The 14742-nt window shown below is 65.3% G+C and carries 14 protein-coding genes; 10 read left to right on the top strand and 4 right to left on the bottom strand.

The window, feature by feature from the left end:
- Positions 1 to 130: 130 nt before the first annotated feature.
- Both PU724_RS30600 and PU724_RS30605 read left to right on the top strand, forming a co-directional pair.
- Complete coding sequence (locus tag PU724_RS30600) at positions 131 to 1162, top strand: hydroxyacid dehydrogenase (RefSeq protein ID WP_354425432.1); 1032 nt, start codon at positions 131 to 133, stop codon at positions 1160 to 1162.
- 218 nt (positions 1163 to 1380) lie between these two features.
- Positions 1381 to 1686, top strand: coding sequence for a hypothetical protein (locus PU724_RS30605; RefSeq protein ID WP_127285731.1), 306 nt, complete (start codon positions 1381 to 1383; stop codon positions 1684 to 1686).
- Positions 1687 to 1752: 66 nt separating this feature from the next.
- Here PU724_RS30605 and PU724_RS30610 read toward each other — a convergent pair whose 3' ends face one another.
- Positions 1753 to 2430 carry a GntR family transcriptional regulator gene (locus PU724_RS30610; RefSeq protein ID WP_127285730.1) on the bottom strand — a complete coding sequence of 226 codons (678 nt, stop codon included), beginning with the start codon at positions 2428 to 2430 and terminating at the stop codon, positions 1753 to 1755.
- A gap of 240 nt (positions 2431 to 2670) precedes the next feature.
- Here PU724_RS30610 and PU724_RS30615 point away from each other — a divergent pair, with 240 nt between their 5' ends.
- From PU724_RS30615 to PU724_RS30650, 8 genes are all read left to right on the top strand, one after another.
- Complete coding sequence (locus tag PU724_RS30615; RefSeq protein ID WP_126058973.1) at positions 2671 to 3258, top strand: amino acid synthesis family protein; 588 nt, start codon at positions 2671 to 2673, stop codon at positions 3256 to 3258.
- Positions 3251 to 5038: an alpha/beta fold hydrolase gene (locus tag PU724_RS30620; protein WP_354425430.1), complete on the top strand. Its 1788-nt coding sequence runs from the start codon at positions 3251 to 3253 to the stop codon at positions 5036 to 5038. The genes PU724_RS30615 and PU724_RS30620 overlap by 8 nt, the downstream gene beginning before the upstream one ends.
- A gap of 5 nt (positions 5039 to 5043) precedes the next feature.
- Positions 5044 to 6093, top strand: coding sequence for an LLM class flavin-dependent oxidoreductase (locus PU724_RS30625; RefSeq protein WP_354425428.1), 1050 nt, complete (start codon positions 5044 to 5046; stop codon positions 6091 to 6093).
- Positions 6090 to 7565, top strand: coding sequence for an aldehyde dehydrogenase (locus tag PU724_RS30630; RefSeq protein WP_354425426.1), 1476 nt, complete (start codon positions 6090 to 6092; stop codon positions 7563 to 7565). The genes PU724_RS30625 and PU724_RS30630 overlap by 4 nt, the downstream gene beginning before the upstream one ends.
- Before the next feature lie 64 nt (positions 7566 to 7629).
- Positions 7630 to 8634 carry an ABC transporter substrate-binding protein gene (locus PU724_RS30635; RefSeq protein WP_354425424.1) on the top strand — a complete coding sequence of 335 codons (1005 nt, stop codon included), beginning with the start codon at positions 7630 to 7632 and terminating at the stop codon, positions 8632 to 8634.
- A gap of 67 nt (positions 8635 to 8701) precedes the next feature.
- Complete coding sequence (locus tag PU724_RS30640; RefSeq protein ID WP_354425422.1) at positions 8702 to 9562, top strand: ABC transporter permease; 861 nt, start codon at positions 8702 to 8704, stop codon at positions 9560 to 9562.
- 1 nt (position 9563) lies between these two features.
- Entirely contained in the window at positions 9564 to 10364 is an 801-nt protein-coding gene (locus PU724_RS30645) for an ABC transporter permease (protein WP_354425420.1), read from the top strand.
- The gene (locus tag PU724_RS30650) at positions 10361 to 11437 is read left to right on the top strand and encodes an ABC transporter ATP-binding protein (RefSeq protein ID WP_127310867.1); all 1077 of its coding nucleotides are present in this window, start codon (positions 10361 to 10363) and stop codon (positions 11435 to 11437) included. Before PU724_RS30645 ends, PU724_RS30650 begins: the two co-directional genes overlap by 4 nt.
- Positions 11438 to 11453: 16 nt before the next feature.
- Here PU724_RS30650 and msuE read toward each other — a convergent pair whose 3' ends face one another.
- From msuE to PU724_RS30665, 3 genes are all read right to left on the bottom strand, one after another.
- The gene (gene msuE, locus PU724_RS30655) at positions 11454 to 12014 is read right to left on the bottom strand and encodes an FMN reductase (RefSeq protein ID WP_127310866.1); all 561 of its coding nucleotides are present in this window, start codon (positions 12012 to 12014) and stop codon (positions 11454 to 11456) included.
- Between the two features lie 147 nt (positions 12015 to 12161).
- Positions 12162 to 12956 carry a trehalose-phosphatase gene (gene otsB / locus PU724_RS30660; protein WP_354425418.1) on the bottom strand — a complete coding sequence of 265 codons (795 nt, stop codon included), beginning with the start codon at positions 12954 to 12956 and terminating at the stop codon, positions 12162 to 12164.
- Entirely contained in the window at positions 12953 to 14734 is a 1782-nt protein-coding gene (locus tag PU724_RS30665) for an alpha,alpha-trehalose-phosphate synthase (UDP-forming) (protein ID WP_354425416.1), read from the bottom strand. Before PU724_RS30665 ends, otsB begins: the two co-directional genes overlap by 4 nt.
- Positions 14735 to 14742: the final 8 nt, after the last annotated feature.

The raw sequence follows: 14742 nt of genomic DNA on the forward strand, positions 1-14742 counted from the left end.
AAGGGCGGGCAGCCGCATGCCACCTCGCCAGCGCAATGGATAAATCGATTTTTCGCAGTTGTAAATCGTTTAATCCGGAGTAAAACACCGCTGTGAGTGGCACGATCCGGCAACGCCGGGAGGAAACATCATGTCAAACAATGCCTTGCCGCTGGTCATCAGCGCACCCGAGCCGCGCACGCTCGAGCTGATCTTCACACCACCGCAACTGGCGCTCTTTCGCAAGCGATATCGCATCGTGGAAACAACGCCCGAAGGTGTCGCCGGGTTGCCGGCGCATGTGCTTGCCGAGGCGCGCTACATCGTCGGCCAGCCACCGATCGCTCCCGAGACGCTGGAGAAAATGAAGGCGCTGCGCTGCGTCTTCAACGTCGAGACCAATCTCGTCAACAACATGCCCTACGACACACTGTTTGCCCGCGGCATCCATGTCGTCACCACCGGCCTGGTCTTCGCCGAACCGGTCGCCGAGCTCGGCCTTGCCATGGCGCTCAACCTGGCACGCGGCATCGTCGATGCCGACCTTGCCTTCCGGCATGGCAAGGAGCTGTGGGGCGGCGACGGCAACTCGACCGCGCGGCTCCTCTCCGGCGCCGAAGTCGGCATCATCGGCTTCGGCGATCTCGGCCGCGCGCTGAACCGCCTGCTGACGGGCTTTCGCACCCTGATCAGGGTGTTCGATCCCTGGCTCCCGCCGTCGATCCTCATCGACAACGGCGTCGAGCCCGCCTCGCTCGACAAGGTGCTGTCGGAGAGCGATTTCGTCTTCGTCGTCGCCTCGGTGACCAGCGAGAATCAGGGCTTCCTCGGCACCGAGGCCTTCGCGAAAATGCGCAAGGGCGCCGCCTTTATCCTGCTCAGCCGAGCCGGTGTCGTCGACTTCCCGGCGCTGATGCAGGCGGTCCGCAACGGCCAGATCGTCGCCGCCAGCGATGTCTTTCCGGAAGAGCCGCTGGCCAGGGACCATCCGGTGCGCACCCTGCCCGGCTTCCTGCGCTCCGCGCACCGCGCCGGCGCGCTCGACGTCGCCTTCAAGCGCATGGGGGACATGGTGCTGGAGGATATGGACCTGATCGACCGCGGGCTGCCGCCGCTGCGCTCCAAGCGGGCGGAACGCGAGACGGTTTCCAGGATGCGATCGAAGCCGGTCGACAAGAACTGAGGACGAATTCCCGGTAAACGCGCAACGTCATTGCAGGCGTCGGCGGAGTACAATTGAATCGAACGTTGGGCGACCGAAAAGGTTCAATTTGCGCCGGATCCTGTTTCGACAGAATTATCATCTCTCCAGTCGTCTCATCGTGGAACTTTCGTCCAAACCTGTCGTTTGGCCTTCGATCGTTGCTTCGACGATCCCCAAAGCAACAGGAGGATTATATCGTGAACATCAAGATGATAGGGCTGGGCGCCATGGCGCTTTCGATGGTCGCCGGCTCGGCGCTGGCTGCAGGGAACACCGGCACGTCGGCACTCGACGACCCGGCCAAGATGCAGCCCTTCTATACCGACTCCAGCATGAAGACGATGGTCAGCAGCGACGACTTCGTGAAGGCCTGGAAGGCGCTGACGCCAGAAGACCAGATGGCGATGATGACGGCCTGCGACGACGAGTCGAAGAACGCCAATCCCACCAACACCCATCCGGAGTTCTGCAGCAGCGTCAAGGCTAACGGCGGCAGCAAGTAAACCTGCCGACATCGCAATGGATGAAACGGCTCCGCTTGCGGGGCCGTTTTCTTGTTGGTCGGGACTCTACAGCGACCGCAGCCGAAGCGCATCGCGGGCGATGCGCCAGGCGGATTCGACATGCCGCCGCGCCGCCGCCTCCGCCTCTTCCGGCTTGCGCGCCCTGATGGCGTCCATGATCGCGTTCATTTCGTTGATCGCCGGCTCGCGGCGGTTTTCCGAGGCGATCGTCATCGAACGCAGCTGGTTGATGCGAACATTGAGCCCGGTGACGATCTCCCAGGCGATCCGCTTGTCGGCGGCCTCGAACAGCACCTCGTAGAAGCTGGCCGTCGCCCGCATGACCTCCACCGGGGCGCCCGAGGCCCAGGCTTCGAGCAGCTTTTCCAGGGCGGCGTCGAGAAGAGCGATCTGTTCCTTGGTGGCCGAGGTCGCGCAGGCCCGCGCGGCGATGCCTTCCAGCAGCGCGCGCAGTTCGTAGATCTCGTCGGTACGGCCGAGGTCGGGCTTGGCCACGGCTGGTCCGTGGCCCGGTACCATCTGCACCAGGCCCTCGGCCTCCAGTTGCCGCAACACCTCGCGCACCACCGAACGGCTGACGCCGAGTTGGTCGCACAGCGGCCGCTCGACCAGCCTTTCGCCGGGCTGGAAATGGAAATCCATGATCGCCTCGCGCATGCGCTCCAGCGCCAGTGTCCGCAGCGTCTTGGCAGAACGGTCGATCCGAAGCGTGTCGTCAGCCATTTTTTCCGCCCTTAGGGCAATTCCAGGAAAAGTGTGAAGCGGCTTTCCGTCAGGAGTTGCGTCAAAACAAAGAGTTAGAGCGGGTCGCCGTTTCCATGGAACGGCGAGGCACTCTGGCGTCGCCACAAAAACAGATTCCATGGCCGGTTGACAAGGTTCTTGGCTCTCCATATTATGGTATACCATAAGACGAGATAGAAATGACGAACCCGCATCGCGCCGTTTCGTCCGAGGAATTTCATGAAACCGGCCATTCGCAAGATCGTGACCTATGTCGAGAACACGCTGATCGAAGGCGGCAAGGCGGCGCCCCGCCCGCTGCGCCTGATCGGCGTTGCGGCGGTTCTGACAAACCCGTGGGCCGGACGCGGCTTCACCGAGGACCTGTCGCCAGAGATTCGCGCCGTCGCCCCGGTGCTCGGCGAAACGCTGACCAACGAGATCATTGGCGTCGCCGGCTCCGGCGAAGCGATCGAAGGCTACGGCAAGGCCGCCATCTGCGGCACGTCGGGCGAAGTCGAGCACGCTTCGGCGCTGATCCACACGCTGCATTTCGGCAACCACTATCGCCGCGCCGTCGGCGCCAAGACCTATCTCGCCTTCACCAATCTGCGCGGCGGGCCGAACACGCCGATCATGATCCCGCTGATGGACAAGAACGATGAGGGTCGCCGCTCACATTATCTCACGGTGCATTTCCAGATTGGCGATGCGCCGGCGCCCGACGAGTTGGTGGTGGCGCTCGGCGCGTCGATCGGCGGCCGCCCGCATCATCGCATCGGCGACCGCTACCAGGACCTGAAGGAGCTCGGGGATCTGCATGGCTGACGCCGCCGCACTGGCCCTGGGCAAGGCTCCTGACGGCACCGGCTTCATGCGGGCCGGGTCCGGAGCGCCGGTTCTGCTGATCCATGGCGTCGGCATGGGCGCGGCGATCTGGCAGCCGCAGATCGCCTTGATGCAGGACCGCTTCGACCTGATCGCCATCGATATGCTCGGCCATGGCGGCTCGCCGCTGCCGCCGCAGGATGCCGGGCTGCCGGACTTCGCCGACCAGGCGATCCGCCTGCTCGACCATCTCGGCCTCAACCGCGTCGCGGTCGTCGGCCATTCCATGGGCGCGCTGGTCGCACAGGAGATCGCGCTGCGCGCCCCGTCGCGTGTCAGTTCCGTCGTTTGCCTCAACGCCGTCTTCCGCCGCCCGCCGGAACTTGCGCAAGCGGTGCGCGAACGGGCGGCCGCCCTCGGCGGCCATGGCGATCCCCAGGCCATCGCCGCGACGATCGCGCGCTGGTTCGGCGATCCGATCCCGCCGGATCTGGCCGACGCCGCCGCGACCGCGCAAACCGCGCTCGAAGGCGTCGATGCCGAAGGCTACGCCCGCACCTATCGCCTCTTTGCCAGCGCCGACACGGCCCATGTCGATCGCCTGGCCGCACTTGCCGCGCCGGCACTGTTCATGACCGGATCGGAGGATCGCAATTCCACGCCTGCAATGTCCGCCGCCATGGCGCGGCTCGCGCCATCAGGACAATGCCTGGTGCTGAGCGGAGAAAAGCACATGATGACAATCGCTTCGCCCAAGAAAGTGACTCAGCACATCACGGCCTTTCTCGACCGGACGGCCGACGTTGCCGCAACCGCCGAGGCCGCTTTCGACGCCATCGAATTCCGCCGCGCGCTGGGCTCCTTCCTGACCGGCGTCACCATCGTCACCACGGTGGACGAGGCAGGCGTCCCGCGCGGCTTCACCGCCAACTCCTTCACCTCCGTCTCGCTCGAGCCGCCGCTGGTGCTTGTCTGCATCGCCAAGAAGGCGCTGGGGCATCAGGCCTTCTCGACCTCCAGGGGGTTCGCGATCAACATCCTGTCGGAAGACCAGAAGGCCGCGTCCGGCATTTTCGCCTCCAAGGCGGCCGACAAGTTCGCGTCGGTGATCTGGCAGCCGGGCCAGACGGGAAATCCGGTGATCGAGGGTTCCGTCGCGGTCTTCGATTGCGACATGGAGCAACTGGTGGATGCCGGCGACCATTCGATCCTCATCGGCCGGGTCCACGATTTCACCCACAACGGCGCGCAGCCATTGGGCTATTGCCGGGGCGCCTATGTCACGCCGGGCCTCAGCCAGGAAGCGCTTGCCGCCGCCCCGCCCGGAACCGAAGTCGGCGCCATCCTCGAGAGCGAAGGCCGCGTGCTCTTCCTCGAGGCGGCGGATGGCTCCCACCAGTTGCCGGCCGGTCATGGCCTCGGCGCCGCGAACGATGCCCGCAGTCTGAGGGGAAAGCTTGCCGCCAAGGCGATCGACGCCGATCTTGGCTTCCTTTACGCGGTCTGGGACGATGCGACGGACGCCTCGCGCACCCATGTCTACTATCGCGGCACGGTGAGCGCCCCGCTGTCCGGCGACGGGCAGATCAGGCTTGTCGACATCGACCGGATGGCCGATCTCAAGATCGCCGATCCGGCGGTGCGCTCGATGCTCGCCCGTTATGCGCGCGAGCGCACCGAGGACCAGTTCGGCGTCTATGTCGGCAATGAGGTCGAAGGTGAGGTCCGGCCGCTCGCCAAGGCCGCGCCGTCAGCAGCAATCCATTCCGGCCACGGGTGAGACCGATGAAGTTTTCGCTTTTCGTCCATATGGAGCGCTCGGATCTGGCCAAGCCGCAATCCGAACTGCTGACGGAGCTGGAGGAACTCGTCGTGCTGGCCGAGCAGGCAGGCTTCGAGGCCGCCTGGATCGGGGAGCATCACGGCATGGAATTCACCATCTCGCCGAACCCGTTCGTCAACATCGCCTATCTCGCCGCCAAGACCTCAAGCATCCGCCTCGGCACCGGCACCATCATCGCGCCGTTCTGGCACCCGATCAAACTCGCCGGCGAAGCCGCGATGACCGACATCATCACCGGCGGCCGCCTCGACATCGGCATCGCGCGCGGCGCCTACAGCTTTGAGTATCAGCGGCTCTTTCCCGGGCTCGACGCCTGGGGCGCAGGCCAGCGCATGCGCGAGATGGTGCCGGCACTGCGCGGCCTCTGGGACGGTGATTTCGAGTTGTCCGGCGAGTTCTGGTCCTTCCCGCCGACCACCTCCTCGCCCAAGCCCTTGCAAGCCCCCTACCCGCCGATCTGGGTGGCGGCCCGCGATCCGAATTCGCACGACTTCGCCGTCGCCAACAAATGCAACGTGCAAGTGACGCCGCTTGCCTCCGGCGACGGCGAGGTGGCGAGCCTGATGGAGCGCTTCAACACCGCCTGCCAGGCCCATCCGGACATAGCCCGGCCGGAAATCATGCTGCTGATGCACACATTCGTGGCCGAGGACGCCGCCGACGCCGAGCGCCTGGCGCGGGATCTGTCGCTGTTCTACTGCCAGTTCGGCGCCTGGTTCCAGAACAAGAAGCCTGTGCATCAGGGCATTCTGGAGCCGTTGACCGAGGACGAGATCGCGGCCATGCCGCAATACGCGCCCGACAAGATCAGGCAGAATCTCGTCATCGGCGAGGCCGACGAGGTGATCGCCCGGCTGAAGGCCTATGAAGCGCAGGGCTACGACCAGTATTCGATCTGGATCGACAGCGGCCTTTCGCATGAGCGCAAGAAGAAGTCGCTGCGGCTCTTCATCGACAGCGTGATGCCGGCCTTCCAGGCGGGATCGCGATGAGCACCGTAGCCTTCAAGAATTATATAGATGGGGCGTTCGTCGAGGCGGCGGCGACCTTTGACAGCATCGATCCTTCGACCGGCACCCCTTGGGCGACGATGCCGGCCGCTGGCGTCGCCGATGTCGACCGCGCCGTCGAGGCCGCGCATCGGGCGCTGCGTTCCGGTCCCTGGGCCTCGCTGACGGCGACGGCGCGCGGCAAGCTCCTGGTCAGGCTCGGCGATCTCGTCGCCGCCAATGCCGGCCGGTTGGCGGAACTGGAAACGCGCGACACCGGCAAGATCATCCGCGAGACGCGCGCCCAGATCGCCTATGTCGGCGACTATTACCGCTACTATGGCGGCCTCGCCGACAAACACGAAGGCGCCTTCATCCCGATCGACAAGCCCGACATGGAGGTCACGGTCCGGCCGGAGCCGATCGGCGTCGTTGCCGCGGTCGTTCCCTGGAATTCGCAGCTCTTTTTGTCGGCGGTCAAGCTTGGCCCGGCGCTGGCAGCCGGCTGCACCGTCGTGCTCAAGGCTTCCGAGGAGGGTCCGGCGCCGCTGCTCGCCTTTGCCGAGCTTGTCCATGAGGCCGGCTTTCCGGCGGGTGCCGTCAACATCCTGACCGGCTTCGGCCACGATTGCGGACGCCGCCTGACCAGCCACCCGCTCGTCGCCCGCGTCGCCTTCACCGGCGGCCCCTCGACAGCCCGCCAGATCGTCGCCAACACGGCCGAGAACCTCGCCTATACGACGCTGGAACTCGGCGGCAAAAGCCCGGTTGTCGTGTTCGCCGACGCCGATCTCGACAGCGCCGCCAACGCCGTCGTCGCCGGCATCTTCGCCGCGACCGGCCAGAGCTGCGTCGCCGGCTCGCGCCTCCTGGTCGAGCGCTCGGTCAAGGACGAGTTCCTTGCTCGGCTGAAGCGCAAGGCTGAGGCGATTGCCATCGGCGATCCACAGGACACCGCCACCGAAATGGGGCCGCTCGCAACCTTGCGCCAGCGCGAACGGATCGAGACGATCGTCGCCGAAAGCCTGGCCGGCGGCGGCCGGCTCATCACCGGCGGCGCACGGCCCGAGGGCAAGGCGGACGGCTTCTACTACGCGCCGACGATCATCGAGGCGCAGAACCAGGCGCTTGCCTGCGTGCGCGAGGAACTGTTCGGACCGGTGCTGAGCGCGCTTGCCTTCGACAGCGAGGCGGAGGCGCTGGCGCTCGCCAACGACACGCCCTTCGGCCTCGCCTCCGGCGTCTTCACCACCAACCTCGCCAGAGCGCACCGCATGGCCCGCGGCATCCACGCCGGCGTCGTCTGGGTCAACACCTACCGCGCCGTCTCGCCGCTGGTTCCGTTCGGCGGCTACGGGCTGTCCGGTCTCGGCCGCGAAGGCGGCATCGACGCCATCCGCGACTACACGCGCTCGAAATCGGTGTGGATCCGCACATCGGACGAGCCGATCCCCGATCCCTTCGTCATGCGCTGAGGCGGCATGGCGACGGTGCACTGAAGAACAAGAAACGGAACACACAGAGTCAGAGGAGAACGACATGAAACTGATTTTCGCCGGCATCCTTGCCGGCCTCATGGCAACGACGGCCGCCAAAGCCGAGGAAATAGTGTTCACCAGTTGGGGCGGCACGACCCAGGAAGCCCAGACGAAATCCTGGGCCGAGCCGTTCACCGCTTCAGCCGGCGTCAAGGTGCTGCAGGACGGTCCGACCGACTACGGCAAGCTGAAGGCCATGGTCGACGCCAAGAACGTCACCTGGGACGTGGTCGACGTCGAGATGGACTTCGCCATCAAGGCGGCCAAGGACGGGCTGCTCGAGCCGATCGATTTCGCCGTCGTGCCGAAGGACGATCTCGATCCGCGCTTCAGCAACGAGCACGCAATCGGCAGCTTCTACTATTCCTTCGTGCTCGCCTGGAACAAGGGCGCGGTCTCCGGCGAGCCGGCCGGTTGGACCGACATGTTCGACACCAAGAAATTTCCCGGCAAGCGCACCTTCTACAAATGGTCGGCGCCCGGCGTCATCGAGATCGCGCTGCTCGCCGACGGCGTGCCGGCCGACAAGCTCTATCCGCTTGACCTCGACCGCGCCTTCAAGAAGCTCGACACCATCAAGTCCGACATCGTCTGGTGGGGCGGCGGCGCTGAATCGCAGCAGCTGATCGCCTCCGGCGAAGCCGCCTTCGGCCAGCTCTGGAACGGCCGCGTCTTCGCGCTGGAGAAGGACGGCGCCGATGTCGGCGTGTCCTGGAACCAGAACCTGACCGCCGCCGACGTTCTGGTGGTGCCGAAGGGCGCCAAGAACAAGGACACGGCGATGAAGTTCCTCGCCGCGGCGAGCAGCGCCACCGGCCAGGCGAAGTTCGCCGAGGCAAGCGGCTATGCGCCGATCAACACCAAGGCAAAGGCCGAGATGCCCGCCGACGTGGTCAAGGGTCTGCCCGACGCCCATGTCGACGGCCAGATCAACCTCGACATGAACTACTGGGCCGAGCATCGCGACGAGATCGCCACGCGCTGGTACGCCTGGCAGGCGAAATAACGCCCGCCTTCTCGTGACAGAAGCGGGACGGCCTCCGCCGTCCCGCTTCGCAACCCGGGATACCGCTATGTCGGTGGAAATTGAGCAGAGCATCGCCAGAATGCGTCTCCCGGCGGGTCTCGGCGGCCTGCTGCCGGCGCTGACCCTGATCGGGCTTTTCTTCGTCGTGCCGGTGCTGGCGCTGCTCCTGCGCAGCGTCACCGATCCGGCTCCCGGCCTGCAGAATTATGCGGCGCTGCTCGGCGACGGCACCTACGCGCGGGTGTTCTTCAACACCTTCCTGGTCGCCTTCGTCGTCACCGTCGTCACCGTTCTCGTCGCCTTTCCGGTGGCCTGGATGCTGGCGATCATGCCGCCGGCCCTCGCCTCGCTCCTGTTCGGCATCATCATCCTGTCGATGTGGACCAACCTCTTGACCCGCACCTATGCCTGGATGGTGCTCTTGCAGCGCACCGGCGTGATTAACCGGGCGCTGATGGCCATCGGCATCACCGAGCAGCCGCTGCCGCTCATCAACAACCTCACCGGCGTCACCATCGGCATGGTCTACATCATGCTGCCGTTTATGATCCTGCCTTTGGTCGGCACCTTGCGCGCGATCGATCCGATGACGCTGCGCGCGGCGGCACTCTGTGGCGCCAGCCCGCTCGCCGCGTTCCGCCGCATCCTGTTGCCGCTCTCGCTTCCCGGCATCGCCGCCGGCGGGCTGATGGTCTTCGTCATGTCGCTCGGCTATTTCGTCACGCCGGCCCTGCTCGGCGGCACGTCGAACATGATGCTTGCCGAAATGATCGCGCAGATGATCCAGTCGCTGCTCAACTGGGGCCTCGGCAGCGCCGCCGCCTTCATCCTGCTCGTCGTCACCATGGCGCTCTACGCGCTGCAACTGCGCCTTGTCGGCTCGAAGCGACCCGCGGGAGGCGCCTGAAATGCTGCTCGACTATGACCGCCTGGGCTGGCTGAAGGTTGCGCTGCTCGCCTTCACGGCTTTGGTCGCCGCCTTCCTGCTTCTGCCTGTTGTCTTCATCGTGCTGCTCTCCTTCGGCTCCTCGCGCTGGCTGGCCTTCCCGCCGCCCGGCTGGACGCTGAAATGGTATCAGGAGCTGTTCGCCGACCCGTCCTGGATCGAGGCGGCGCTCACCAGCGCCCGCATCGCCGCGCTGACGGCAATCCTTGCCGTCGCCGTCGGCCTGCTTGCCTCCTTCGCGCTGGTTCGTGGTGAGTTCCGTGGGCGCGAGATCGTGCGCGGGCTGCTTTTGACGCCGATGGTGCTGCCGGTCGTCGTCTTCGCCATCGCCATCTACGCCTTCTTCCTGCGCCTTGGCCTCGGCGGCACCACGGTCGGCTTCGTCATCGCCCACACCGTGCTGGCGCTCCCCTTCGCCATCATCCCGATTGCCACCGCGCTCGAAGGCTTCGACAAGTCGATCGAGGACGCGGCCATCGTCTGCGGCGCCAACCCGCTTGAGGCCAAGCTCAGGATCACCTTGCCGTCGATCCGCATCGGCATCTTCTCCGCCGCGATCTTCTCCTTCCTCGCCTCCTGGGACGAGGTGGTCGTGGCGATCTTCATGGCGAGCCCCACCCTGCAGACCTTGCCGGTCAAGATCTGGGGCAGCCTCCGCTCCGACCTCACTCCCGTCATCGCCGCCGCCTCCAGCCTGCTGGTCGCGCTCACGCTCGCCCTCATGGTGGTGACGGCACTCTTGCGCCGAAAGTTGCAGACATGACCGAGCCTTTCCTGTCGATCCGCAAATTGCGCAAGGCTTTCGGCGCCTTCGTCGCCGTTCATGACGTGACGCTGGAGATCCCCAAAGGCGAATTCCTGACCTTCCTCGGCCCGTCAGGTTCGGGAAAATCGACGACGCTCTATGCGATCGCCGGCTTCCAGGACCCGACCTCCGGCGATGTCCGGTTGCAGGGAAAGTCGCTGCTTGCGGTGCCCTCGCACAAGCGCAACATCGGCATGGTCTTCCAGCGCTACACGCTGTTTCCGCATCTGAGCGTCGCCGAAAACGTCGCCTTCCCACTTCGCGTCCGCCGCCGGCCCGACGCCGAGGTCAAGCGCAAGGTCGCCGACATGCTCTCGCTGGTGCGGCTCGAAAGTTTCGCCGAACGGCTTCCCGGCGCGCTGTCCGGCGGCCAGCAGCAGCGCGTCGCGCTTGCCCGCGCGCTGGCCTACGATCCGCCGATCCTCCTGATGGACGAGCCGCTTTCGGCCCTCGACAAGAAACTGCGCGAGGAGATTCAGGCCGAAATACGCCGCATCCACCGCGAGACCGGCGTCACCATCCTCTATGTCACCCATGACCAGGAGGAGGCGCTGCATCTGTCCGACCGCATCGCGCTGTTCAGGGATGGCCGCATCGAGCAGATCGGCACCGGCGAGGATCTCTACCTTCGGCCCGCGACCGATTTCGTTGCCGGCTTCATCGGCAATTCGAATTTTTTGGCCGCCGAGCATCTGGAAACCGTCGGCGGCGCCGCGACCATCCGGCTTGCCGACGGCTCGGTGCTCTCAGGCATCAACGCCAATGGCAGCTTCGGCAGCGGACAAAAGGCCAGGCTGATGATCCGGCCGGAAGCGTTTCGCCTGGAGCGTGGTCCGAGAAGCGCCGAGCTTGCCGTCGAGATCGTCGATGTCGCCTTCTACGGCGAGCGCCGCCGCATCGTCGCGCGCACCGCCGCCGGGCAGGAGATCGACATCAGGCCGACATCGTCGGCCATGGCGTCGCACGATGCGACGGCAAGCCGACGGCAGGTCTTTTTCGACCCGGCCGCCGCATTCCTGTTTCCCGCCTGATTGCTCTGGCGTGCCCCTATTCCGCGGCGACACTCGCCCCGGAGCGATTGGCAAGCACCAGCCCGACTTCGCCCACCGCCTGCGCGACGCGCTTCAGGATCGGCTCGGAGCGCAGCACGCCGTCGGCGAAATCCTTGTCGGTGGCATAGACCGCCGTCGACAGGGCAAGCGCCTCGAAGAAGCCGAACAGCGGCCGCAACTGGTGCTCGACGATCAGCGCATGCCGTTCGCCGCCGCCGGTCGCCAGAAGCACCACAGGCTTGCCGCGCAGGGCGGCCGGATCGATCAGGTCGAAGAAGTGCTTGAACAGGCCGGTATAGCTGCCCTTGTAGGTCGGCGAGCCGACCACCAGCACATCGGCATTGATGACTTTGTCGAGAATGGCGCGGGCCTGCTCGTCGAGATCGCGCGCCCATTTCGCCTGGCCGAGCGACGGGCCGAGATCCTCCACATCATAGGTGCTGGCCGACAGGCCATGCTGACGGGCAATATCCTTCACGACCTGTTCGACAAAGCCCCGGGTCTTGGAGGGTCGGGTGAAATTGCCGGAAAAGCCGACAACGGTGGGATTGGGCATGCTCAGGCACCTTCACGCCGCGGATGGGTTCGCGTTAATGTCTACAAGTTTGATAGACTTCAGGGCCCGATAAAAGGAACAATCGGCTTTCGGCGGCGCCGGTCCCGAACAATTTTTCCACGACCAGGCCTATTGGCGACAGCCAGCTCATGGTCCGCGGCTGCGTCGGGCTTCGCCCCGGCCAGTCTCGATGGCGAGATCGCCGAAATTGTCCTGAAGCCAGCCGATCGCGCCGGTGACATCGGCAATGACATGGCGTGCCGCCGTTGGTCCCCGAGGCTTGATCCGGATGGATATCCCGCCCGCGGCATTGGTCGTCTCGAAGCCGTTTTCATCGGATGTGTCGTCGCCGAGGAAAACCGGCCGTCGCCCGGCAAAGGGTGGAATGTCCATGAACCTCCTGATGGCGGCACCCTTGGCCGCCTCGAGCGGCATCAGCTCGACCCCGGCATTGCCGGCGATCACACGATATTCCTTCGGCAGCCGGTCCAGAGCCTGCTCGACGAGCTTCGTCGCCCGCGCAAGCAGATGCGGCGCGGCGCGCGTATGGACGGCGAGCACCGGGCCCTTGCGCTCGACATAGACGGCCTGGCTCGCCAGCTCCAGCTCGATCTCGTCGGCGAGCGCCGCCATGTCCGCCGGTTCGTCAGCGGCCTCGACAGGGCCGCCAGGGGCAAGTCTGTGCTCCAGTCCGTAGAGACCAGCAGTGCGCAGCTTCAGCGGATCGAACAGTCGGTCGACCGCCGCGACCGAGCGGCCGGTGATGAAGGCAAGCGCGCCGTCCAGCCGGCGCTCGATCGTCTGCAGCAGAAGGCGAAGCTCCTCGCTGACCGACACGGCGTCCGGATGGGCGGCGTGCTCCAGCAAGGTGCCGTCAATGTCGAGGAACAACGCCCATCGGCCTTCGGGGAGGCGTGGCGTCAACTCTGGCTGAAGATTCATCGGAGTCCGGCTACCTGTTTGCGTTCGAAGATGGGGACGACGTTGTCGGGGGTGGCCAGGCGCTCGGCGCTGGCCGTGACGCGGTCGAGCTCGCCGCGCTTGCGCAGGCGCGCCGCGTCCAGAAGCATGCTTCCGGCCCAGCGGTAGACATTGTTGTCGCGCACGATCTCGCGCATCCTACGCATCCGCTCGCGCTGCTCCTCGGCCGACATGGTCAGCGCCTGCGAGAGGGCCGCGCTCATCATCGCCGCGTCGTAGGGGTTGACGATCAGTGCTTCCAGCAACTCGCGCGAGGCGCCGGCAAAGGTCGAGAGCAGAAGCACGCCTTGCTCGTCGTCGCGCGCTGCGACGAATTCCTTGGCGACCAGGTTCATGCCGTCATGCAGGCTGGTGACCATGCAGATATCGGCGGCGCGGTAGATCTCGTAGACCGCCTTTTGCGAATGATGCTCGGCCACGATGACGACCGGCCGATAGCCGTCTGCGCCATAACGCAGGTTGAGGTCGTCGGCATAGCGCATGCATTCGTCGTACAATTGCCTGTAGGCAGGCAGCGTGCCCCTGCTGGGAGCCGCAATCTGCAGGAACACGACCTTGCCGATCAGCTCGGGATGCCTGGTGAACAATTCCTCCAGCGCATGAAAGCGATCGAGAATGCCCTTGGTGTAGTCGAGGCGCTCGACGCCGATGCACAGCTTCGCATCCGCCGGCAGCCCGAACCGGTCGCGGACGCGCGCACGGCACTCAGCGACATCGGGCAGCTTGGCCAGAAGCTGCAGGGGCCATTCGATGGAGATCGGATAGGCGTGCACCAGCGTCGTCTGGCCGCCGTAGGAAATGGCGGCGTCCGCCCGTTCGATCCGGCTTTCGAGGAAGCGGTCGACGCTTTCGGTGAAATTGTTGGCGTGGAACTGGGTATGGAAACCGATGATCGAACTGCCGAGCAGCCCGTCCAGGATACGCTCCCGCCACGGGCAGATGCTGTAGACTTCCGAGTTCGGCCACGGAATGTGCCAGAAGGTGATGACGATCGCCTCCGGCAGGCGCTCGCGGATCATGCGCGGCAGAAGCGCGAAGTGATAGTCCTGGACCAGCACGATCGGCCGCTCGTTGCGCGCCTCGGCGACCACGGTGTCGGCGAACTTGCGGTTGACCGCCTCGTAGGCGTCCCAGTCCGACTCGCGGAAGATCGGCCTCGTGAAAGCGATATGGCAGAGCGGCCAGAGGCCTTCATTGGCGAAACCGAGATAGTAGCCCTGATATTCCTCCTCGCTGAGCCACACCCTGCGCAGCGTGTAGGACGGATTGTCGGGCGGCACCTGCACCCGGTCGTCAACGTCGACCATCTGGCGGTCCGCCGTGCCGCCGCCATAGGCGATCCAGGTGCCGGCGCAGGCACGCGTGATCGGCTCCATCGCCGAAACCAGCCCACTCGCCGGCACGACGAGTTCGACGCCGTCGCCCTTGGTGTTGTGGATGTAAGGCTCGCGGTTGGAAACCACGATCACCTGCGCCTCCGGCAGGTCCTCGTGAAGGATCTTGCGCAAGGTTTCGGGCGACCATGTCACCAGCGCCGCGTCGACCGACTGGCCGTTCTTCTCGAATTCCCGGAGTACTTTGCGCGCCGCTTCGGAAGCCACGTCCTCGCCAGCGACGTGCACGGTCGCAGGCGTGGAATTGCGGCGGTGTCGGGATATGGAAAAAAACACCGCAAGAGCGGAAAGTCCAAGACTTACCAGGAGCAGGCCCCACAGCAAGTCGATGCCTTGATCAGTCATTGATACGC

The sequence above is a fragment of the Mesorhizobium abyssinicae genome (assembly GCF_049887195.1).
GTDB lineage: Bacteria > Pseudomonadota > Alphaproteobacteria > Rhizobiales > Rhizobiaceae > Mesorhizobium > Mesorhizobium abyssinicae.